At 36.4% G+C, this 23012-nt stretch carries 20 protein-coding genes; 3 read left to right on the top strand and 17 right to left on the bottom strand.

Annotated elements, in window-relative coordinates; all coding sequences use genetic code 11:
• Positions 1–53: 53 nt before the first annotated feature.
• The 3 genes from ACLHG9_RS09965 to ACLHG9_RS09955 are packed head-to-tail and all read right to left on the bottom strand — an operon-like array spanning position 54 to position 3719.
• Positions 54–884: a helix-turn-helix domain-containing protein gene (locus ACLHG9_RS09965; protein WP_410221343.1), complete on the bottom strand. Its 831-nt coding sequence runs from the start codon at positions 882–884 to the stop codon at positions 54–56.
• Positions 885–938: 54 nt separating this feature from the next.
• Complete coding sequence (locus tag ACLHG9_RS09960; protein ID WP_410221342.1) at positions 939–2804, bottom strand: M1 family metallopeptidase; 1866 nt, start codon at positions 2802–2804, stop codon at positions 939–941.
• Positions 2805–2813: 9 nt separating this feature from the next.
• Positions 2814–3719, bottom strand: coding sequence for an exonuclease domain-containing protein (locus tag ACLHG9_RS09955; RefSeq protein WP_410221341.1), 906 nt, complete (start codon positions 3717–3719; stop codon positions 2814–2816).
• A gap of 127 nt (positions 3720–3846) precedes the next feature.
• Between ACLHG9_RS09955 and ACLHG9_RS09950 the strand changes: the two genes are divergently transcribed.
• Together ACLHG9_RS09950 and ACLHG9_RS09945 are read left to right on the top strand one after the other, a co-directional pair.
• Positions 3847–5826, top strand: coding sequence for a transglutaminase domain-containing protein (locus ACLHG9_RS09950; protein WP_410221340.1), 1980 nt, complete (start codon positions 3847–3849; stop codon positions 5824–5826).
• Positions 5826–7724 carry a DUF3857 domain-containing protein gene (locus ACLHG9_RS09945; protein WP_410221339.1) on the top strand — a complete coding sequence of 633 codons (1899 nt, stop codon included), beginning with the start codon at positions 5826–5828 and terminating at the stop codon, positions 7722–7724. The genes ACLHG9_RS09950 and ACLHG9_RS09945 overlap by 1 nt, the downstream gene beginning before the upstream one ends.
• Here the strand turns inward: ACLHG9_RS09945 and ACLHG9_RS09940 are convergent.
• The 9 genes from ACLHG9_RS09940 to ACLHG9_RS09900 form a co-directional block, all read right to left on the bottom strand.
• Positions 7708–7830 (bottom strand): hypothetical protein, encoded by a 123-nt coding sequence (locus ACLHG9_RS09940; RefSeq protein ID WP_410221338.1) that lies wholly within the window; start codon positions 7828–7830, stop codon positions 7708–7710. The two genes, ACLHG9_RS09945 and ACLHG9_RS09940, sit on opposite strands and share 17 nt — an antisense overlap.
• 126 nt (positions 7831–7956) lie before the next feature.
• Complete coding sequence (locus tag ACLHG9_RS09935) at positions 7957–8574, bottom strand: thioredoxin family protein (protein WP_410221337.1); 618 nt, start codon at positions 8572–8574, stop codon at positions 7957–7959.
• Between the two features lie 22 nt (positions 8575–8596).
• Positions 8597–9079 carry a TlpA disulfide reductase family protein gene (locus ACLHG9_RS09930; protein WP_410221336.1) on the bottom strand — a complete coding sequence of 161 codons (483 nt, stop codon included), beginning with the start codon at positions 9077–9079 and terminating at the stop codon, positions 8597–8599.
• 4 nt (positions 9080–9083) lie between these two features.
• The gene (locus tag ACLHG9_RS09925) at positions 9084–9635 is read right to left on the bottom strand and encodes a redoxin domain-containing protein (protein ID WP_410221335.1); all 552 of its coding nucleotides are present in this window, start codon (positions 9633–9635) and stop codon (positions 9084–9086) included.
• Between the two features lie 6 nt (positions 9636–9641).
• Entirely contained in the window at positions 9642–10142 is a 501-nt protein-coding gene (locus ACLHG9_RS09920; protein ID WP_410221334.1) for a C40 family peptidase, read from the bottom strand.
• A 4-nt stretch (positions 10143–10146) separates the two neighbouring features.
• Entirely contained in the window at positions 10147–10434 is a 288-nt protein-coding gene (locus ACLHG9_RS09915) for a hypothetical protein (protein WP_410221333.1), read from the bottom strand.
• Between the two features lie 7 nt (positions 10435–10441).
• Complete coding sequence (gene mutS, locus ACLHG9_RS09910; RefSeq protein WP_410221332.1) at positions 10442–13051, bottom strand: DNA mismatch repair protein MutS; 2610 nt, start codon at positions 13049–13051, stop codon at positions 10442–10444.
• Between the two features lie 426 nt (positions 13052–13477).
• Entirely contained in the window at positions 13478–14797 is a 1320-nt protein-coding gene (gene mtaB, locus ACLHG9_RS09905; RefSeq protein ID WP_410221331.1) for a tRNA (N(6)-L-threonylcarbamoyladenosine(37)-C(2))-methylthiotransferase MtaB, read from the bottom strand.
• A 93-nt stretch (positions 14798–14890) separates the two neighbouring features.
• Positions 14891–15460, bottom strand: a complete 570-nt coding sequence (locus ACLHG9_RS09900) for a UbiX family flavin prenyltransferase (protein WP_410221330.1) — start codon at positions 15458–15460, stop codon at positions 14891–14893.
• Positions 15461–15794: 334 nt separating this feature from the next.
• Here ACLHG9_RS09900 and ACLHG9_RS09895 point away from each other — a divergent pair, with 334 nt between their 5' ends.
• On the top strand, positions 15795–16343 hold the full coding sequence (locus ACLHG9_RS09895) for a lipocalin family protein (RefSeq protein ID WP_410221329.1): 549 nt from the start codon (positions 15795–15797) through the stop codon (positions 16341–16343).
• Here ACLHG9_RS09895 and ACLHG9_RS09890 read toward each other — a convergent pair.
• The 5 genes from ACLHG9_RS09890 to kdpB all read right to left on the bottom strand — a co-directional run bounded on the left by ACLHG9_RS09890 (position 16340) and on the right by kdpB (position 23011).
• Positions 16340–18064, bottom strand: coding sequence for an ATP-binding protein (locus ACLHG9_RS09890; protein ID WP_410221328.1), 1725 nt, complete (start codon positions 18062–18064; stop codon positions 16340–16342). The genes ACLHG9_RS09895 and ACLHG9_RS09890 overlap by 4 nt on opposite strands.
• Positions 18064–19188 (bottom strand): sensor protein KdpD, encoded by a 1125-nt coding sequence (locus ACLHG9_RS09885; protein WP_410221327.1) that lies wholly within the window; start codon positions 19186–19188, stop codon positions 18064–18066. The genes ACLHG9_RS09890 and ACLHG9_RS09885 overlap by 1 nt, the downstream gene beginning before the upstream one ends.
• A 101-nt stretch (positions 19189–19289) precedes the next feature.
• Positions 19290–20372 (bottom strand): porin, encoded by a 1083-nt coding sequence (locus ACLHG9_RS09880; protein ID WP_410221326.1) that lies wholly within the window; start codon positions 20370–20372, stop codon positions 19290–19292.
• A 29-nt stretch (positions 20373–20401) separates the two neighbouring features.
• On the bottom strand, positions 20402–20968 hold the full coding sequence (locus ACLHG9_RS09875) for a K(+)-transporting ATPase subunit C (protein ID WP_410221325.1): 567 nt from the start codon (positions 20966–20968) through the stop codon (positions 20402–20404).
• 33 nt (positions 20969–21001) lie between these two features.
• On the bottom strand, positions 21002–23011 hold the full coding sequence (kdpB, locus tag ACLHG9_RS09870; protein WP_410221324.1) for a potassium-transporting ATPase subunit KdpB: 2010 nt from the start codon (positions 23009–23011) through the stop codon (positions 21002–21004).
• Between the last annotated feature and the right edge of the window lies 1 nt (position 23012).

Below are 23012 nucleotides of genomic sequence, written 5' to 3'. Positions count from 1 at the left end.
TGATAATCCAAAGTTAGCGCAGCACAAAGGCTTGTAATTGTACAATTGGGACATTAGCTCTTAAAACTCCAGAAAGTATCTTCAGAGCCTATGAGCTTACCATTGTTAAAGAATTGAGAAGGCGTAAGTCCGGTTAGTTTTTTACAAGATTTGATGAAATGCGACTGATCGGCATAATGTGCCTCTGCGGATAACGCAGTATAATTCTGAAGTTTATCTTGATATAGCTTATAGTGCATCAATTTTCTAAAACGTACAATTGAACGGTAAGTTTGCGGTGAAACACCTATATATTGCTTAAATAAGCGATTAAATTGCTTTCTGCTAATACCTATCTTTTTTTCTGCCAGATCATCTATAAGACATTCGCCTTCTGAATCGTGAAAGGCTTTTAAAGCATAGGTTATATAAGGGTGGGCTGTTTTATTGAATTTGGCGATCAAGTAATGATCCAGCAAGGCTATAAGTGTGTTTTCATTTGCTGTTCTTAACAATGCACCAGTTTCTTCTACAGAAAATAGCATAAAATCAGGTGAAACTTTACGTTCTGTAAGACACAGATTGGTTGTAAATTGATTAATTCCAAGAGGCTCAAAAACAATCGCAATCTTATATACCGGACCTTTCTGTGTGACTTTTAAAATATCATCACGCAAAGGAGTAAATATCTGTATAGGCTGTGCATTATAATCATGTTCTATAATGCTATGATTTTTAAATAGTGCACAACTATGATTTTTATAAATAGAAACTGTGCTGTTGTAATGGGGATAACAAGTGTATTCATTATAATAATCAGGCTGGCTGGCAATATCTATGTAATAATAACTCACATATTTTTGCAGCAGGCTATTTTGAGGTTTAAATGTTTTGAACAGCTCCATTTACAACAAAAGACGCCCAAAAGCGTCTTTCGTTGCATCATTATGCTAATGAAATTAATTTAGTTCATAAACATTATCTTTTTTATTTTTATCAGGTACATGGCTGCTACCCATCACAACTTTTTTAAGTTTCTTTCCCGATTTCACATTTGAAGTATAGATTGTATTACCGCTTTCCCATACACCAATAGTATGATGTATTTTTTCAGTAGAACCATCCTCATAAGTCAAGGCCAAATCTATAGGCAGAGGTTTTGTGCCTTTGTTCTCAATTTCGATAGCATAACCTTCTGCTGTTTTATTTACTGATTTTATAGCCAAATCTAATACCCCTCCCTCAAAGAACCAACGTTTCCAGAACCAGTCGAGGTTTTTACCAGAACCTACATTCATGCTATAAAAGAAATCATATGGCATCGGGTGTTTACCATTCCACGATTTAATATAATGATGCAAGGCTTTGGTAAACAATTCATCCCCTAAATAATCTTTGATATAAAGATAGCCTAAACCAGGTTTAGGATAAGAATTGGTAAAACCACCAGAACCTTTAAGATCTGGAGTAAGGGTCATTATAGGGGTATCATCTTTACTTCCAGAGCTCATTGCTGTAGCCGAAATCCCGTATTCATCAACAATAGTGCTGTCTATCATCGGCGATATCAGCCATTCGCCAATAGTTGCCCAGCCCTCGTCCATCCAACCATATTTGGTTTCATTAATACCCATATAAAAAGGAAACATGGTATGGAAAATTTCATGATCGGTCAAAGTAATCGCATCTACCCTGTTATCAACCGGGTTATCATTTACCATCATAGGGTATTCCATCTGATCTAAACCATCAAAAACGGTTTCATGGCTATAGGGAAAAGGCCATTTAGGAAATGTATAGCTCATGGCATGTACCGTTTTTCTTGCGAAATCGATCACCTCATAATAATCTTTATGTTGAGCATTAAAAACAGCATCTACACGGGTACGCCTTTTCGTATTTGGATCAACCACCAAACTGGTAGATTTCCATAAATAATGATTGCTGGTTGCAAAGGCAAAATCAACGACATTTTTTGCTTCAAACTTAAAGGTATTAAACGGCTTTGAAGAAGTAACCTTGTTCTGTGCAAGAGTTATACTATCTATCACATCTATTACACCATCTGTTTGATGTGCCAAGCTATATTTTTCAAATACATTTTTGGTAAAAACTTCTTTAGCGTTTAATAGATCTCCGGTAGCCCACACCGCATAGTTTTGAGGTACGGTAATAGCAACCTTAAAATTACAGAAATCATTGTAAAACTCTTCAGAGCCCGTATAAGGAAATTTATTCCAGCCATCTATATCATCATAAACGGCTATACGAGGAAATGAATAGGCAATAAAATGTGCACCCTCATCTACTTGCCCTGTACGCACATGAGAACCTTTGTTTAAAATATAATGGTAGCTGATCTTAAATTTCAAAGATTTACCCGGTTGCAATGCAGGTATTGCTGTGTGCATGTTTGTGCCATCAATAACCAAACTTCCAAGCTCTTTATCTTTTCCGTTCATTAAAACCTTAGTAATCTGAACCCCGTCTCCTAAATCGCTTTCACTGATCTTACTTTTCCTAGGGGCGCCTTTCTTATAGAGATTAGGGTAAAGTTTAAACCAAATCTCATTTAAAACATCGGGGCTGTTATTCGTATAAACAATTTCTACCTCTCCTTTAAGCAAACGTGTTGCCGGATTAAAATCTATTTTCAGATCATAATTGGCAGTATTTTGCCAGTAGTTTTTACCTGGAGCACCACTTTTATCCCTGGTTCCTTTTTGGTAAGCTTGCTCAAACTCAGGTCCTATGCTCAACTGCGCCTGAGTTGTTAAGGTTAACGCAACAAAAGCTATTGCGTAAAATAATTTATTCCATTTCATAACTGATATTTATTTACCAAATTTCATTTTGAGTTGCTCCAACATATCACTGGTAACAGGTTTGGCAGCTTGTGGTTTCTGGGGCTTGCCGGCCTGTTTCTGTTCTTCTTTTTTCTTAGACCATCTTTTCCATACATCTTCCAGTTTTTTCTTGGTAAACAAAGGAAAATCTCCCTGCATCATCCAGGCATAATAACTGGGCTCTGTATCAAAAATGCTTTCTAATGTACGTCCTTTATGTTTGCCAAAATTAATGGTCTCCTCTCCTTTTTCGTTATATACAATACGCCCGGCATAATCTACCGATTTGTTCATATTGGTAAATTCATGCAGTGCATCAACATTGTTTTGTACAGGAACTGATTTTTTACGGTTCTTATCTTCAAATTCTGTTTCTTTATATTTTTCAAGCTGGGCTAAAAGAACTTCATAAGTTGCTCTTATATCAGCTTCGGCAGAGTGGGCATTTACCAGTTCTTTATCACAATAGAACTTATAAGCAGCTTTTAAGGTACGTTGTTCCATTTGGTGAAAAATGTTCTGTACATCAACAAACTTTCTATCATTCATATCAAAATCTATCCCCACACGTAAGAATTCTTCTAAAAGCATCGGAATATCAAACTTATTTGAATTGTAACCCGCCAGGTCTGCATCGGCTATAAAATTAGCTATCTCTTGGGCTATGGTTGCAAAAACAGGTGCGTCTTTAATGTCTTCATCATAAATACCGTGTATCAATGATGAAGCTAATGGAATAGGCATTTCAGGATTTATTCTCTTGGTCAATATCTGCTCTGTTCCATCGGGCATAATTTTCAAAACGGCAATTTCAACAATTCTGTCTATACCTACGTTTATACCGGTAGCTTCCAGGTCAAAAAATGCCAAAGGGCGTCTCAGGTTTAATTTCATGATAAAAAACTTAATATTCAAAGGTGCTAAAAACCTTTGTTAGTTGCTATTTTTTCTTTAAAAAGCCTTAATTGTCAAATAAAATGTAAATTGCACATTTAACCATCGCAAACTAACAAACTATTTTATGTATAAGATCTTAATTATCGCTTGTGTATTTTTCTCTTTTGGTGCATATGCACAGGATTTCTCCTATGGAGATATAGAAGATTCTGAACAAAGCTTTAACAAGAGTACTTTAGACAGCAATGCCAATGCCATATATCTTAATGAGTACGGTACTTCCAGATTCATATTTGATTCGCAAACAGGAAATATGAAATTAGTTTATGATTATCATGCCAGAATCAAGATTTTCAATAAAGACGGTGCTAAGTCTGCCGATATCGTAGTGCCCCTATACAGATATGGCACGGGGAACGATCAACAGGAATACATTTCAAATCTTACAGCCTCAACATTTAATTATGCAAATGGCTCTTACAATGAAACTGTCCTGAATAAGAATAACATCTTTCGCGAAAACAAGAATAAATATGTTACCCTGGTAAAGTTTACTCTGCCAAATATTAAAGATAATTCTATTATTGAGTATAAATATACCATAGAAAGTCCTTATCTTTTTAATTACAGAACTTGGGAATTCCAAACAAATATTCCAAAATTAAAAAGCACCTATGTTGCTAATATTCCTTCAAACTACAGTTATAACGTTACACTAAGGGGTTTTTATAAACTTAGTGATTCAAAAGCAGAAGTATCTCGTGAATGTTTAAGGGTTTCTGGTATGGATATGGATTGTTCTAAGTTAACCTATACGATGAACTATATACCTGCTTTTATAGAAGAAGAATATATGACTTCGGCTGCAAACTATAAATCGGCTATTTATTTTGAACTGGCAGAGGTATTTTACCTAAACGGTTCAAGAAAGAAATATACCAGCACATGGAAAGATGTAGAAATGCAACTGGTAGATGATAAAAATTTTGGTGGTCATCTTAAACGAAAAGATGTTTTTAAAGATATTGTACCTAACATCACTAAAAATGCCAGTACAGAACTGGAGAAAGCAAAAGCCATTTTTGATTACATCAAAAAACAAATTAAATGGAACAACATTTACTCAAAATATAGCGACGAAAGTATTAAATCTGTATTAGAAAGCCGTTCAGGAAATTCAGCAGAAATTAATTTATCATTAATAGCAGCTTTATCTGCTGCTAATATTGATGTAGAAGCCGTAATCTTATCTACCAGAGATAATGGTATGGTGAATAAGATAAATCCGGTAATCAGCGAATTCAACTATGTAATTGCCAAAGCCAATATTGATGGCGAAAGCTATCTGTTAGACGCCACAGAGCCACTAATTCCATTTGGTTTACTGCCTTTAAGATGTGTAAATGATCAGGGAAGGGTAATTAGCCTGAAAAAACCTTCTTATTGGATTGACCTTAAAGCCAATAAAAAAAGTACCAGTGTTCATTTCTTTAACGGAAAATTAGGTGAGGATGGAAAAATTACGGGCAAATTAACTTCCAGCAGTAACGGTTACGATGCCTTAAGCACCCGGAAAAACATTAAAAAATATTCTTCATTAGATGAGTATGTAGAAAAATTGGAAGAAAAGTTATCTGGTATTAAAATCAAAGATTTTTCGATTAAAAATATAGACAGTATACATCTTCTCATGGAAGAAGAATATCAATTAGAATTTACTGTTCAGAATATACAAAATGCAGATCAATCTTATTTCAGTCCGTTTTTTATTAATCCGATAAAGAAAAATCCTTTCAAATTAAAAGAGAGAAATTATCCGGTAGATCTTGGAGCACAGTATGAAGAGAGAACTACCATTAACTTGGAACTTCCTGAAAATTACAAAGTAAAAGAAACACCTAAAGAAATTGCCGTTTCATTGCCTAACAACGGCGGCAGATACCTGTTACAAACCACTGTTAATGATGGCAGTATGATGATTAGCCAGGTATTTACTTTAAATAAACCTATTTACAGCGCGGAGGAATATTTTGCCCTAAAAGAATTTTATAACATGATCATACAGGCACAGAAAACCGAGATTTTATTAACTAAAGCCAAGTAATGAAAAAAATATTATCATCCATATTATTCGTAATCAGTATTTTTTATGCAAATGCTCAGAATTTTAGCGCAGAAACTATACCTCAGGTTTTAAAAAACAGGGCTACCGCGGTTATAAGACAGAGTGAAACAACGGTTGATATGCGTTCAACAGATAATGTAATCTTAACGGTTAAGAAAGCAATTACGATCCTTAACAAAAATGGAGATGATCATGCTTCACTGGTGCTGTTTTATGATAAAAACACTTCTATTAAAGGCGTTAAAGGAGAAATTTACGATGAGTTTGGCAAATTGACCAGCAAATTCTCTTTAAGTAATTTTAAAGATGAAAGTGCTGTAAGTAATTTTTCTTTATATGAAGATAGCAGAGTTAAATATTACAGCCCCGCAGTTAACATATACCCTTATACCATTGTTTATACCTATGAGATCCGCAATAAACAGAATCTGGTTATACCCGAATGGCGGCCCATTCCGGGCTATGACATTGCTGCAGAAAAATGTACTTATCAATTTGTTTGTAACCCCAAGGATGAATTGCGAATTTATGCTGCTAATTACAACAGAACACCTGAAGAAGTTCTTACAGATAAACAGAAAATTTTAAAATGGTCTGTAGAAAACGTACCTGCTATAAAACAGGAAGATTATAGCCCAAATGCAGCTGTTTTTCTTACGAGTATAAAAGTGGCTCCTAAAGATTTTGTATATTATAATCTAAAGGGAAGTTACACTAACTGGAATGAGCTCGGAAAAATTACTTATGATAATTTGTTAAAAAACAGACAGGATTTACCCGCCCCGACTAAAGACTTTATTAAAGAACTGGTAAGTAAAGAAAAAACCAATCGAGATAAAGCACAAAAAATATATAAATATATGCAGCAAAAAACCAGGTACATTAGCGTTCAGCTGGGTATAGGTGGTTTGCAGCCTTCTTTTGCTTCAGAAGTTGACAAATTAGGTTATGGTGACTGTAAAGGGCTTGTAAATTATATGCAGAGCCTTCTGGATGCGGTAAATATAGAATCTTACTATTGTGTTGTTGAAGCTGGCAATAACAAAAAAGACCTGATCTCATCATTTGCCAGTATGGAACAAGGAAATCATATTATACTTTGCCTGCCTTTAAAAGGTGATACCACTTGGCTAGAGTGTACCAATCAGGAAATTCCTTTTGGGTATTTAGGGAGCTTTACCAGTAACCGTTTGGTATTAGCTTGTACAAAAGATGGTGGCAAATTACTGAAAACGCCAAAATATAATGCTGAAAATAGCCTTCAGGAACGAAAAGCTTCTTTGGTGCTTTCTAAAGAAGGTAATCTTAAGGGAAATGTAACGACCACATTTAAAGGAGAACAGTATGAAAATCATACATACCTACTCAATAAATCTCAAAACGATAGGGAAAATGCCTTAAGAAAGATATACGATGTGAACAATATCAATTTTGATGAGATAGCGTTCAAAAAAGATGAAGACCAGATCATTTTCACAGAAGATCTAAAGATAAATGTAGGGCATTATGCACCTGTAAACAATGGTAAGTTATTTTTAAATCCAAATCTGCTAAACGTTAAAAAGAGTATTCCATTTATCAGAAACCGGGTTCTGCCCCTATATATCAGTTCGGGTTATACAGATGTTGACCATATTTCTTACACCTTAGACCAAGATATTGTACCTGAATTTCAGCCAAAGTCTGTGCATATTAAAAACGAGTTTGGCTCTTATATCTTAGAGGTAAAAAAAGAAGATAATAAACTGGTTTATTACAGGGTATTGTCTGTTAAAGAAGGCATGTATAAAGCCGAAGATTATACTAAATTTCAGGAATTTATAAGTGAAGTTGTACAAAATGACAACTTAAAGCTTATTCTCAGCTTAAAAGAATAATACCTACACCAATACCTATTGCCATGATCAGGTACATGAGAACTTCTGTAGTTGCAAAACGCTTATATTTGGTCCAAAAAGAGTAATCTTCTTTATTTTTTTTCATAATTAGACAAATATAGCGATAAGTAAAAATAGGACACCAAAAAATGGTTCGAAACCATGGCGTAAAAGATTCTGCACCGTATACAGAACGACACAAGTTTTTAGTATCCTCTTCTTATAAGCAAGGTTATTTACTTGTGTCTTTCTTCCATTTGATACTACAGCCAATGGCTTTGGTAAAGCCTACCGTAGGTTTTTCGCCTTTGAGCAATTGATTAACGGCATTTTGAACATAATTATCACGTCCTGAGTTTTCCATCTCCTGATCGTTATCAATAGCGCCTATGTAAGCTACTTCATTTCCTTTGGCAGTTTTCTGTAATACAAAAACATGAGGTGTTTTATTAGCGCCATATTTTTTGGTATAAATGTGGTTAGGGTCTTCTAAATAAGCAAAAGTAAATTTCTTATTTTTAGCTCTCTCCTGCATTTTATCAAAACTATCGCCCGGCGAAACAACAGGATCATTGGTATTGATAGCCACTACCGGATAACCTTTCTGGGCAAACATTTTATGAAGCCCTTCTATCCTATCTTCATATGCTTTTGAAACTGGGCATGTATTACAGGTAAAAACTACAATATAACCTTTGGCATCTTTGTAATCGGCTAAAGAAATCATTTTTTCATTCACATTCTTTAGTTTAAAGTCCGCAGCCAAATCGCCCAGCTGATAGCCCGTATTTTGTGCTTTTACAGACATAAAACCTATCATGGCCATACATAACATAACTAATCTTTTCATAACTTTAATTTTTAGATTTATATTACAGGTTACTTATTCTCTTAGTATGTGCTGCTAATTCAGCATAGGTAAACTCTTTCTCATAAAACTCTCTGATCTTTTTTTGGACATTGATAAATAAGGTAGCAGGTAAAGCTCCCGACCATTTTTGATCAACTCCATCTATAAATGTTTGCTGGTTAGACGCATTAGCTACAAAAACCTCAGATTTTATCTTATTCTTTGTAACAAAAGGAACAACCGCATCTTTGATTTTCGATTTAAAATCCATGCTCAGCAATAAGACCTTTACAGGAGCCTTGCTATTCTCTGCATTTAGTTTTTCAAAATAAGGTAGTTCTTCTACACAAGGTCCGCACCAAGTTGCCCAAAAATTAACAACATACGTAGTATCCTTTCCTTTGGCTACTCTTTGCTCTAACTCATTTAAAGTTAAGAGTTTTACCTGAGCTTTTAAACCTACACAACTCATTAATAATAAAAGTGTTACTATAATTTTATTCATATCACTACTTAAGTAGGGTGTTTAACTTTTGTTCTACAAATTTAGTGGTCGGTTTTTTAGCAGGGTCAACCTCATCATCAATCTGACCTATATATTTAATCAAATAACTGTTAGATTGCTTTTTTAAGATTACAGCAGTAGGTGTTTTCTTGATCCCCAAAAGCCAAGTGTACTTAAAATTCTCATCAGATAGGTAAGGAAATGTAAAGCCTTTCTTAACAGCCATTTCTTTCATAGCTGGTAAAGCGTCAAGTGGGTATTTTACTGCATTATCACCATAAGGTCCAATTGCCACAACAGGATAGCCTAGAGATTTATATTTTTTATTTAGAGCGATAACTCTGTCTTCATATAAAATACAATGGTCGCAACTTGGGGTCATAAACACCAAGATAAATCCTTTAACCTGCTTTTGCGCATTCAGATCGTACGTTTTACCATCAATATTTTTGAGTATAATATTGTTCAATACCGAACCTTCTTTAAGGGGTTCCTGAGCTTTCAGGTTACTACAAATTGCAAGCAATAGCAATAAAAATAATTTTCTAAATTTCATATGTTTTTATTTGGGAGAACCCGCTTTTACTAAGGTATTCTGGTAAGCTGGCAAAGTAAGATCATCAACTATAACACCTCTGGTTGTAGAGGCGTGAACAAAAAAATCATTATTTAAATAAATGCCCACATGATCAACCTCTTTACCGCCAAAAGAAAAAAACACCAGATCTCCTTCTTTAAGATGACCATAGCTTTTCTTTTTTATGGCATCAGCCTGATCTTTAGATCTTCTGGGCAGTTCAACATTATAAATCTGTTTTTGCAATAGTAAAGCAAAGCCAGAACAGTCTATGCCGTTTTTATCCAAGCCTCCTAATTTATAGCGCACACCGCTCCAGTCTGTAATGAACCTATAGAGCTGTTTGCTTTTTAAATTAGACATTGCATCTGCCGCACGCGCAGCCGTGCTTTTTTGCGCTACGTATTTTTTTGAACCGCATGACGCTAAGAATAATAATCCTATTAATAAGCAGATTACCGGAAATTGGGTAAATTTCTTCAACATAGATCTAAGTTTTAAAAGATAAACATGCGTGGTTCAATGCTTCTCTTAATTTAGGTATGCTCGAAACACCTATACCATGAAACGATAAAATTTCTTTCTCGGTATATTGAGAAAGTGTTTCGAGGGTTAAAATGCCCTGATTTCGTAAAGCTCTTTGAGCTGGAGCGCTTAAAGCGGCCAAAAAGCCCGTAGTTATTTTTTGCTCACGATCACATACAGGACAAACATTGCAGTTACCATTCTTATCGTACCGATGTCCTTTATCGCATATTTTAAGATTACTGCCTGCCATGCTCTTATTAATTTTTAATTAAACGCTGAATTTCATCTAATTTAAGTAAAGCTTCTACCGGCGTTAAGGTATTTACATCTAAGTTATTTAATGAATCTCTAATTTTTACCAATACGGGATCATCTATAGCAAACATCTGTAATTGGTAAGCCTGATTCTGAACTTTCTTTATACTGTCTTTGATACTCTGCCCTTCTGTTCTGTCTATTTCCAAACGCTTTAATATTTCGTGCGCCCTACTGATCAGTTTGGAAGGCATACCAGCCATTTTAGCCACATGGATACCAAAACTATGCTCGCTACCGCCCGGAACCAGTTTGCGCAAAAAAATAACCTTATTCTGCATTTCTTTAATGGTTACGTTATAGTTTTTGATCCTGCTCATGGTATTTTCAAGATCGTTAAGCTCATGATAGTGGGTAGCAAAAAGTGTTTTGGGTCTTGCGGTTGGGTGTTCGTGTAAATATTCTGCTATTGCCCAGGCTATGGAAATACCATCATAGGTACTGGTTCCACGGCCAATTTCATCTAACAAGATTAGGCTTCGGTCTGAAATGTTGTTCAGGATACTCGCTGTTTCATTCATTTCTACCATGAAAGTACTTTCTCCCGATGAAATATTATCTGAAGCTCCTACTCTGGTAAAAATTTTATCTACAATGCCCAGTTCAGCAGCTTTTGCCGGAACAAAACAGCCCATTTGCGCCATCAATACAATCAGCGCACTTTGACGTAAAATGGCAGATTTACCCGACATATTTGGACCTGTGATCATCATAATCTGCTGGTTGTCGTTATCCAAAAATACATCATTGGTAATATATTCTTCTCCAACTGGCAACTGTTTTTCAATTACAGGATGGCGACCACCTTTAATATCGATTACTTTTTTATTGTTGAGCTGAGGCTTTACATAATAATTTTTGGTTGCCAGTCTTGCAAAACACAGCAGAACATCTAACTGGGCAACAATATAGGCGTTGAGCTGTATAGGTTTGATGTAATGCGCTACCTGGTACATTAACTCATTATACAGTTTTACTTCTATGGCCTGTATTTTTTCTTCTGCTCCTAATATCTGTTCTTCGTATTCTTTCAGTTCCGGGGTAACATAACGCTCTGCATTTACCAAAGTTTGCTTGCGTATCCAGGTATCGGGTACTTTATCTTTATGTGTATGGGTTACTTCTAAATAATAGCCAAAAACGTTGTTAAAAGATATTTTTAATGAAGGAATGCCTGTATTAACTACTTCTCTTTTTTGTATTTCCAGCAAGTACTCCTTACCACCAAATGCAACTTTACGTAATCTGTCCAGTTCTTCATCTACACCGTCAGCAATTACATTGCCTTTTGCCAGCACAGCAGGAGGATCTACCTGCAATTCTCTTTCTAATTGTTCTTTGATTTTGGTGCATGGATTAAGCTGATCGGCCAGAGCTTTAAGATAAGGGTTCTCTGTTTGTTCTGCCAGTGTTTTAATTTCTTCTATATGAACGAGTGCTCTTTTAAGCTGTAGCAATTCACGCGGGCCAGCCTTTTGTAAACCCACTTTAGAAATGAGGCGTTCTAAATCACCAATGGGTTTAATATGCATCTGCATTTTATCAGCCAAATCGCTATGATTGACCAAAAACTCAACCATACCCAAACGATCCTGTATAGGTTTAAGCTCTTTAAGTGGCATGATGATCCATTTGTGCAATAACCTTGCTCCCATTGGTGTGCAGGTATCATCCAAAATATCAAACAATGTAACGCCATTATCATTAGCGCTATGTACCAACTCTAGGTTACGGATAGTAAACCTGTCTAGCCACATGTAACGCTCCTCTTCTATACGCGCAATAGAAGTGATATGCTGTAAATTACGATGTTCGGTCTCTCCTAAATAATAGAGAATAACACCCGCAGCAACTATACCCTGCGTAAGTTTATCTATTCCAAAACCTTTTAAAGAATTTACTTCAAAATGCTTAGTTAAAACCTCATTTGCATAATCTAAGGTAAAAGCCCATTCGTCTAAGTGATAGGTATAGAACTTATCCCCAAAAAGCTGTAAAAAATCCTGTCTTTTACTTTTCTGATAAATTACTTCTGTTGGTTTAAAGCTTTGCAATAATTTATCTACATATTCAGAACTACCCTGAGCTATTAGGAATTCGCCGGTAGAAATATCACAAAAAGCTACTCCTGTACCATTTTTATCAAAATAAACCGCTGCCAGATAGTTGTTAGATTTCTGGCTAAGAATATTATCACTATAGGCTACACCGGGTGTTACTAATTCTGTGACCCCTCTTTTTACAATGGTCTTGGTCATTTTAGGATCTTCCAACTGATCGCATATGGCCACACGCTGTCCGGCTCTTACCAATTTTGAGAGGTAATTTTCTAAAGAATGGTGTGGAAAACCTGCGAGTTCTAAAGCCCCGTTTGGTCCGGTACCCCTCTTTGTAAGTACAATGCCTAAAATCTGTGCCGTTTTAACGGCATCTTCTCCAAATGTTTCGTAAAAATCTCCAACCCTGAACAACAATAATGCACCCGGATATTTTGCCTTTATGGCATTGTATTGTTGCATTAAAGGGGTTTCTTTCGTGTTTGCTTTGGCCAAAATTATCCTAAATTACTTAAGGTGTAAATATACTATCTTAAGCCGAAGACAAGGTTCTTTGTTGAAAAATTAAGATTGTGGAAAGCGCAAGATTTTGGAAGCTGTTTTGAGGCTTCATCTTAAGTCAATATAGACCCTGAAACAAGTTTAGGGTGACGTTAAATAAACATTCACTACCTGAATTCATTTTACTGCGTAGCTTTTCGCTGCGTTACAGGTTAGCATCTTTCTTAAGGAATGAGAAATATAGCCCCAAAAGAGTTCAGGGTAACGTTAAATAGAGATTCGTCATGCTGAACTCGTTTCAGCATCTTTTAGTCTATTTTTGTAAGTATTTACATTTCTACAGGCTCAACGTAACAGCGGCTATAGATATTGAAATGAATTAAGAAACCACCCCGATTTTGGGGTAATGCTATTTATTTTTTAGTGATGGTAAACCGTTTCAGGTTCTGCAATTTCCACCTCACCCTCAGCACTTAGTGCAAGCAGCTTAACTTCTTTCACTTCATTTACCATTACAGGGTCGTATTTAGCTTTTACTTTTACATAGTTTTGCGTAAAACCATGCATAAAGCCATCTTTCTGATCGTCTTCAAATAAAACAAAAGCATTTTTGCCTATCTGTTCCTGATAAAATGCCCTTCTCTTCTTATCAGAAAGAATATGCAACATTTTATTACGTTCAAAACGTGTACCTCCGGCAACTTTGCCCTTCATTTCGGCTGCTTCTGTATTTTCTCTTTCTGAATAAGTAAACACATGCAGGTAAGAAATATCTAAGCCATTGAGGAACTCATATGTATCTAAGAAATCTTCCTGTGTTTCGCCCGGAAAACCAACTATAACATCCACGCCTATACAGCAATGTGGCATTACTTCTTTGATTTTAGCAACACGCTCTGTATAAAGTTCACGACGGTAACGACGTTTCATCAGACCTAATATCTTATTTGAGCCCGACTGTAAAGGAATATGAAAATGCGGCACAAAACGTTTTGACTGCGCTACAAATTCGATGATTTCATTGCTTAGCAGATTAGGTTCTATGGAAGAAATACGAATTCTCTCTATACCTTCTACTTCATCAAGTGCTTTAACCAAATCAAAGAAACGGTCTTCTCTCTCTCCATTCCTGATGCCAAAATCACCTAGATTAACACCCGTAAGCACAATTTCTTTCACCCCGCTCTCGGCAATTTGCTTTGCTTTAGCCAATACATTCTCAATAGTATCGCTACGGCTTGCGCCCCTGGCTAACGGAATGGTACAGTACGTACAAGGATAATCGCAGCCATCTTGTACTTTTAAGAAAGTACGGGTTCTGTCGCCAATTGAATAAGCCGCAATAAAATTGTGGTTTACTTTTTCTATTTCCTGTTGGTGTACAACGGCTTTAGGTTGCTTGGTTAAATCAGAAATAAACTCTACGATGCGGAATTTTTCTGCTGCGCCCAAAACCATATCCACACCTTCTATCTCGGCAATTTCCTGTGGTTTTAGCTGCGCATAGCAACCTACAATGGTTACATAGGCATTCGGCGAATATTTAAGTGCTTCTTTAACTACTTTTCTACATTTCTTATCGGCATGGTCTGTTACCGAGCAGGTATTGATTACATATACATCTGCTCCTTCGGTAAATTCAACTACACGGTAACCGGCATCGGTAAATAAACGCCCTATGGTTGAAGTTTCGGAGAAATTCAACTTACAGCCTAAAGTATAAAATGCAACTTTTTTCATTAAGGCTGCAAAGATACAAAATTTGATTTTACTAAAGTGATTTCAGCGGTAGCAATATAAATCCTTACAATCTGATTGCAAGAACCTTTTTACTTAATCTTCGTTCCAACGGTAACTTTCCTTTTCTAACCCTATCAAATCAATTACCCTATCTACTACGGTTTGTGCCAGTTCTTCAATTGTTTTGGGCAAGCTGTAAAAAGATGGTACGGCCGGACAGATGATCCCTCCTGCTTCAGTTACCAGTTTCATGTTTTGCAAGTGGATAAGATTAAAAGGCGTATCGCGAACCACAGTAATCAATTTTCTCCGTTCTTTTAAAATTACATCGGCGGCACGGGTTATAAGATCATTGGAAATGCCGTGTGCTATTCGGCCTACCGTACCCATTGAACATGGTATGATGATCATGGTATCATACTTGGCAGAACCTGATGCGAAAGGTGCATTAAAATCCATTTTATGGTAAAAAGTAAATGGATATTGCTGATAGCTTATATCGTTAAGCTCTGTTTCCCAAACCTGCTTGGCATTATCAGACATAACCACTGCTACACGGTCTATCTGAGCTTCTAATTTTAGAAAAGCATCTAACAATAACTTGGCATAAATGGAACCGCTTGCGCCGGTTATGGCTACGATGATTTTCTTCTTTTTTAACATGATAATGCAAAGATAAAATTAAGCCACAAAAAAGGGCCAGAAAACTTGTTTCTGACCCTACATCTACCTATGAAAAACATACCCCCGAAAGGGTAAGCCCAAAAATAACTAATTTTTTCTCAGATAATAAAACTTAGAGTAGTATTTTTTTAAAAAAACAGTTTACGTAACAAAAATTTGACAAACAATATTCATTTTAATTTGTGTTTAAAAGCTGCTAAAAAAGCTCAAAAACTTCTCTTTCTCTCTTAATTTACGTTTTTTTAAACATATTCAAGTGAATTTTGTTGCATATAAAAAATACCTCCATCATTAACTAATGTAAAATATGCTGATGAAAAAAAGACTTCTCATAACCGGAGGCATTTTTGCCCTTGCTGCTGTTGTTATTCTTTTAAAATCTAAACGCACGATACCAAAAGGTGTAAAAGCCGTAGGAAATTTTGATCAGTTAAAATATTTAGGTAAATGGTTTGAAATTGCGCGTTTAGATCACAGATTTGAAAAAAACCAGACTTATGTAACTGCTCAGTATGACCTGAATGCCGATGGTAGTATTAAAGTTACCAACAGCGGGTTTGATACCAAAAAAAATAGAGAAAGATCTGTTGTTGGAAAGGCCAGATTTGTGAAGGATGAACATACCGGTATGTTAGAAGTTTCTTTCTTTGGTCCGTTTTATTCGGGTTATAATATTATTGCAATTGACAAAGATTATAAGTATGCTTTGGTTGCTGGTAAAACCCGAGATTATTTATGGCTACTCTCGAGAGCAGGAACTATGCCTAAAAGCGTAATCAATAATTACCTGAAAATTGCCGAGAAGGCTGGATATGACACTTCTAAGTTGGTATGGACGCCACAAGCTTCTCACGCAAGCTAACTTGCTAAAGGAAAAGAAAAATAGAATTTGCTTCCATAGCCCGGCTTACTTTGTACACCTATTATTCCTCCTTGTGTTTCAATAAAGTCTTTACTAATGGCCAGCCCTAAACCTGTACCTGTTTTATTGCTGCCTGGTATTTGGAAATAACGATCAAATATTTTTTCTGTATAACGGTTTTCGATACCAGGTCCAAAATCTTCCACCGAAAAAATCAAACGATTGGCTTCAAGAACTACAGATACAATAATTTTGCCTTCTTCTGATGAATAACGTACTGCATTGGTTATAAAATTAATCAATACCCAAGCTGTTTTCTCTATATCTACATAAATCTCTGGTAAGTTTTCGCTTATTTCACTAATAATCCCGACATGCTTTTGCTCAACCTGGGCCTTAGTTGCTTCTAACGCATATTGTACCATTTTTAAAGGATCTCCAGCTTGTTTATTAAGTTGTATATTACCGGTTTCTACCTGCGACATATTGAGCAATTCTCCTGTAATGTTCAGCAAACGTTCAGTATCATCCTGTATATTATGCAATAAGCCCTGCTGCTCCTCATTGAGCTCGCCTACTTGTTTATTTGACAGTAACTGCAAACTCATTCTAATAGACGATATAGGCGTTTTCAACTCGTGCGATACCGTAGCAATAAAATTGGTTTTAGCAAAATCAAGTTCTTTAAAAGTAGTTACATTACGCAGTAAAATTACTTGACCAATGTGCTGTGGGCTATGTTCGCCAGTAGGTATGATACTGATATCGATCTGTTCTTTCTCAAAATAACTTTCTTTATCATCCGCAAAAATTTTGATAGTTTCTTTACCCGCTCTATCAGTATGATTAACATGCTTGGTAAGCTCACGTACAAGATCATTATTTAAAGCCACTTCTTCTATTTGCTTGCCGATCAATTGTTCTGTTTTAAGCCCGGTTATTTTAAGTGCCTGCTGATTGGCAAATAAAACTTTTTGGTTTTCATCTATCCCTATTACTGGATCATGCATATTATTGATCAAGGTTTCGATGCGCTTTTTGTCTTTAAGAATATGCTCAATCTTACTATTTGCATACTCTTCTAACTTTTTAGCCATTGTATTAAAAGAACGAGCGAGTTCACCAAATTCGCTATGCCCCTCAAAATGTACACGCTGATGGTAGTTTTGCGCCGCAATTTGCCTGATACTGGTGGTGAGTTCTTTGATAGGATTGGCAATATTGCCCGGAAGGTTTACCAATAAGATAAAGGCAATGAGAAAACAAAGCATACCCGTTACGGATATCCAGATGATGGCTGATGAGGCCGTTTGTTTGGCAACATCACTTTTTCGTTCAATAGCAGCCATATTTAATCGCATAAGCTCGGTAATATCTCTCCTGATCTCTACATGAACTTTGGGATCTACAGGTTTTATGCGGAGTTGCTGAAAATGCTGCTTTATTTTTTGGGTTGCTGCTTTCTCTCCTTCTTCAGTTATGTTATGCTGTTGTTTGAGCAGATTGGTTTCAAATTTATATAGGGCCATATCAGCCGTTCCCATTTCGTCGAGGGCTATAAGCATATTCCTAGCGTATTCTAAGGTATTGTAATTTGCCCTGAGAATATTCTCGGTATCTTTTTTTAGGCTGTTTACATATTTTGTGCTCACTACGGCCAGCAATACAATAAGGATGAACAACAACCCTACCCCAATGGTCAACTTTGCTTTTATTTTCATTATGATAGAATTACCAAGTCTATGTTTTCTTTAGAAAGCTTATTTAAAAGTGTATTAAATGTATCTGAAGCAAGTATAATATTAAACAATGTAATATGTGGCTTACCAATGCAAACTGTTGTGATATTCCTGTTTTCACATTGTTCCATGATGGCTTTAACGATATTTTTGTTCTTCACTTTAATAATTTCGGCACGCAGCTCAGTAGCCAGCTTAAAATTATTGATCAGGTGCCTTTGTTTATCCAATGCGATCCTATCTGCACTTTCTTTAGGAGTTTGTACATATAGAAGGTACCACTTACTATTGTAATAATTGGCCAATCTCGCTGTTTTTCTGATTACTTTTTTTGCGGCCTGTTCATTTGAGCTTATACAGGCCATAAATCTTTCGGGCCTGATCAGTCTTGCAGGTACAACTTCGGTTTCTACCATACGCTGCACCTGAGAGGCTACCTCTTTTAAGGCCAATTCTCTTAACTGTAAGATATTTTCATTTTTAAAAAAATTAGCTAATGCCGATTGAACTTTTGATTGGTCGTATATTTTCCCCTCTTTTAATCTCAGGATCAGCTCTTCAGAAGTAAGGTCAATATTTACCACCTCATCGGCCTGAGCCAATATACTATCAGGAACACGCTCACTTACTTCTATACCTGTAATATTTTTGACCTCCTCATTAAGGCTTTCTATATGTTGAATATTTACCGCACTGATTACATTAATACCCGCATCTAAAATCTCGTTCACATCTTGCCACCGTTTTTCATTTTTACTGCCTTGTATATTGGTATGGGCCAGTTCATCTACCACAACTATTTCGGGATGAAGGTTAAGGATAGCCTGTAAATCCATTTCTTCCAACTCTTTTCCTTTATAAAACAGTTTTCTTCTTTGGATAAGCGGAAGTCCCTTTAACTGTTCAAGCGTTTCTCTTCTGTTATGAGTCTCTATAAAACCTATTTTTACATCTATGCCGCTCCCCAGTAAAGCATGGGCTTCCTGCAACATACGGTAAGTTTTACCTACACCAGCGCTCATGCCAATGTACAGCTTAAATTTTCCTCTTTTTGATTTTTTGATCAGTTCGATAAAATGATCGGCACTTTTTCTTTCTTCAAGCATAATGCAAGGTTTTAAGCTCAATTAAAATTAAAAAACAAGTTGTACAAAAATCAATTTATCTCCCTTCATTTATTATAATAAGCAAAGGGAGATTGAACAAACTAAAATTTAACTGCGAGCGAAGTAGCTACTAAAAAATTATTCTTTTGCAAAACTTCATCTCTATCCGTAAAAATCCGGTCTTTGCTCCTCAAGTTTTTGAGCTCTACCCGCCAGGCAAGAGCGGGCGTTATCCAATAATCGGCATTAATAGACGAGCCAAAAGTTTGAAAACCGTTTTCTGAACCTGTAGCAATCATAACTTGCTTTTTATCATTGTAATATTCTAATCTGGCAGCAACATTTAATTTTTGCGAAAGTGAATATTTAGCCATTACAGCAGGGCTATACCACATATTAAACTGATGGGTGTTTTTGTTTTTTTGTTCAGCTCCAATATCAAACACCGCAATCAATGAAAATTTGGGACTTAGTTCAAATTGGGCATATAAATTGTGAAAATAACGCATCTGTCTAACGGCATCAGGTTTTTCATTACCTATGTATGAACTGCTGTTCAATGTAACTTTAGGTGTGGGTTTAAAAACAAGTTGGTGCCCAAAAGCAGGTAAACTATTGCCATTTAATTTCTGGATACGTTGCCAACCGTTGAGCACCAGAACTGCAATCTGCCATTTGTTATCTGTAGAGAGATAAGATAGTTTTGCTCCTGTTTCAAAATAAGGAGAATTCTCAGCCATTATACTCCTTGTAAGGGTAAAGCAATCTAAACCAATGGCGCTCTCAGCACCTATATGTGAAGGTAAAATCCCTGCATCCAGCCATATCTGCTGTTTTTCAGATAACCTTACCCCGATGTTTGCTTCATAGATATTTTTAAGCACGCCTTCTTCTGCTGCATAATTCGCATTCATATATGTACCTGTGGCAATACCTATATTGCTTCTTATTTTTTCTGTTTCATAGCTTGCTTTGAGCAACCCAAGGTTTAAATTTATTTCATTATTTCTGTTATGACTGTAAATAAACCCTGATCGTTGATTGGGTAGAGGGTTACTAAAATCGTGCTGATAATAAACTTCTGCATATCCACTTATTTTAATGGGATATTTTTGTGTTTCTTGGGCTAAAAGATTTCCGGTTACTCCCAATATAGCTATTGAGAGCATTACAATTATTTTCATTTTAATAATGTTTTTTTTTAACGTCCCGATTATTCTCTGCTTAATTTGTCAAGTGCAATATTCAGTTTCAGCACATTGATTTTTTCAGGTCCAAAAAGTCCCCATAAAGATTTTTCAACTTGACCGTCAATGAGTTTATTTAATTTCATTTCATTGATCTGCCGTACTGCTGCTATACGTTTAACCTGTATTTTAGCTGCTTTTACAGAAATATTAGGATCAAGACCACTCCCACTTGCCGTAACCAGATCTACAGGGATCTGAGATTTATCTATTCCCGGATTATGGGCCATAAAAGTATCTATACGAGCTTGTACCTGCTTTAGATATTCTTGATTAGATGGCCCCTTATTACTGCCTCCAGATCCTGCGGCATTGTAATTGACAGCCGAAGGGCGAGACCAGAAGTACTTATCTGCTGTAAAGGATTGCCCTATGTTACTGTAATATCTTTTTCCATTGTAGTTTATCATTTTGCCTTTTCCATGATTAGGACCAAGTTGTCCCATTGCCCAAACGGCTAAAGGATATAGTACTGCAAATAGTACAATACAAGCAATGCTTAACTTTATAGCCGGTAAAATATGTTTTTTCATTTTTTTATTAATTTTTTAAAGACTAAAGTCTAATCAGACCAAAATCGATACTAAAACATCAATTAGTTTTATACCCAAGAAAGGAGCCACGATCCCTCCCAACCCATAAATAAAGAGGTTTCTACGCAACAATGCGCTGGCTCCTATTGGTTTGTAAGCAACTCCTTTCAGTGCCAAAGGGATCAGCAAGGGTATAATCAGTGCATTAAAGATTACTGCCGATAAAATGGCACTTTCAGGAGAGTGCAAACGCATGATATTTAATCCCTGTAAAGCCGGGATTGCAGTTATGAACAATGCCGGTATAATTGCAAAGTATTTGGCCACATCATTGGCTATGCTAAAGGTGGTAAGCGTACCACGTGTCATTAACAACTGTTTTCCAATTTCTACCACTTCAATCAGTTTGGTAGGGTCATTATCCAAATCAACCATATTTCCGGCCTCTTTAGCGGCTTGTGTACCGCTGTTCATTGCTACACCCACATCTGCCTGAGCCAGAGCCGGAGCATCGTTGGTTCCATCGCCCATCATAGCTACCAAACGACCTTCGGCTTGCTCTTTCTTGATGTAATTCATCTTGTCCTCAGGTTTTGCTTCAGCAATAAAATCATCAACGCCTGCTTTATCTGCAATATATTTTGCAGTAAGCGGGTTATCTCCGGTAACCATTACCGTTTTTATACCCATTTTACGCAAACGTTCAAAACGTTCTCTGATCCCCGTTTTAATAATATCCTGCAGCTCAATCACACCTAATGCAGTACCATTCTCGGCTACCACAAGCGGTGTTCCTCCTTTTCCTGATATCATTTTAACCCGTTCATCTACTTCTTCAGGAAATTTATTTCCCGCCTGCTCTACTAAATTTTTTATGGCATCGGCAGCGCCTTTACGTATGCGAAAGTTGGCATAATCAATACCGGAGCTTCGGGTCTCTGCCGTAAATTTGATGAACCTTGGTTGCTCAATTTTAAAATCTGTTGGATTTAATCCCGAAAGTTCTATGATTGATTTTCCTTCAGGAGTTTCATCCGCCATAGAACTCAAGGCCGCTGCTTTTACCAATTGCTGTTCGCTTATGCCATTTGCAGCATAAAAACCGGTAGCTTTACGGTTTCCTATGGTGATCGTTCCTGTTTTATCCAATAACAATACGTCAACATCTCCGGCAGTTTCTACCGCTTTCCCACTTTTGGTAATCACATTTGCCCGCAACGCCCTATCCATACCAGCAATACCAATAGCAGATAACAAGCCTCCAATGGTAGTAGGGATAAGACATACAAAAAGAGCAATAAAAGAAGCAATGGTAATGCCTACATTTGCATAATCTGCAAAAGGTTTAAGTGTTAGGGTTACAATAATGAACACCATGGTAAAACCTGCCAACAAGATGGTTAAAGCAATTTCATTTGGTGTTTTTTGACGGTTTGCACCCTCTACCAAAGCAATCATTTTATCGAGAAAGCTCTCGCCGGGTTGTGTGGTAACCTGTACAACAATCTGATCCGAAAGTACTTTGGTACCTCCTGTTACCGAGCTCTTATCGCCTCCCGCTTCGCGTATAACAGGTGCAGATTCTCCTGTGATGGCGCTTTCATCAATCGTAGCCAGTCCTTCTATAATTTCTCCATCCAAAGGAATTATATCGCCTGTTTTACATATAAAAACATCTCCTTTTTTTAGCTGTGCAGATGATATAAGCTGTCCATTCTGGAGTGTTGCCGGAGTTTCTTCTCTGGTTTTGCGTAAGCTGTCTGCCTGAGCTTTACCTCTTGCTTCGGCAATGGACTCGGCAAAATTGGCAAACAATAAAGTAAGCAATAATATAATGAAGAGAACGAAATTGTACCAAAAGCTGCCTTGTGAAGTTTCTCCTGCGAGTACCCATAAACTTACCACAAGCATCACAAATGTTCCAATCTCAACGGTAAACATAACCGGGTTACGAAACATAAGCTTTGGATTAAGTTTCACAAAAGATTGTTTCAACGCTTGTTGAACCATTTCTTTCTGAAATAAAGATTGAGTCTTATCCATA

Origin of the sequence: Pedobacter sp., assembly GCF_046462515.1 — a bacterium.
Lineage (GTDB): Bacteria > Bacteroidota > Bacteroidia > Sphingobacteriales > Sphingobacteriaceae > Pedobacter.
This window is presented reverse-complemented; position numbering and strand designations above follow the sequence as displayed.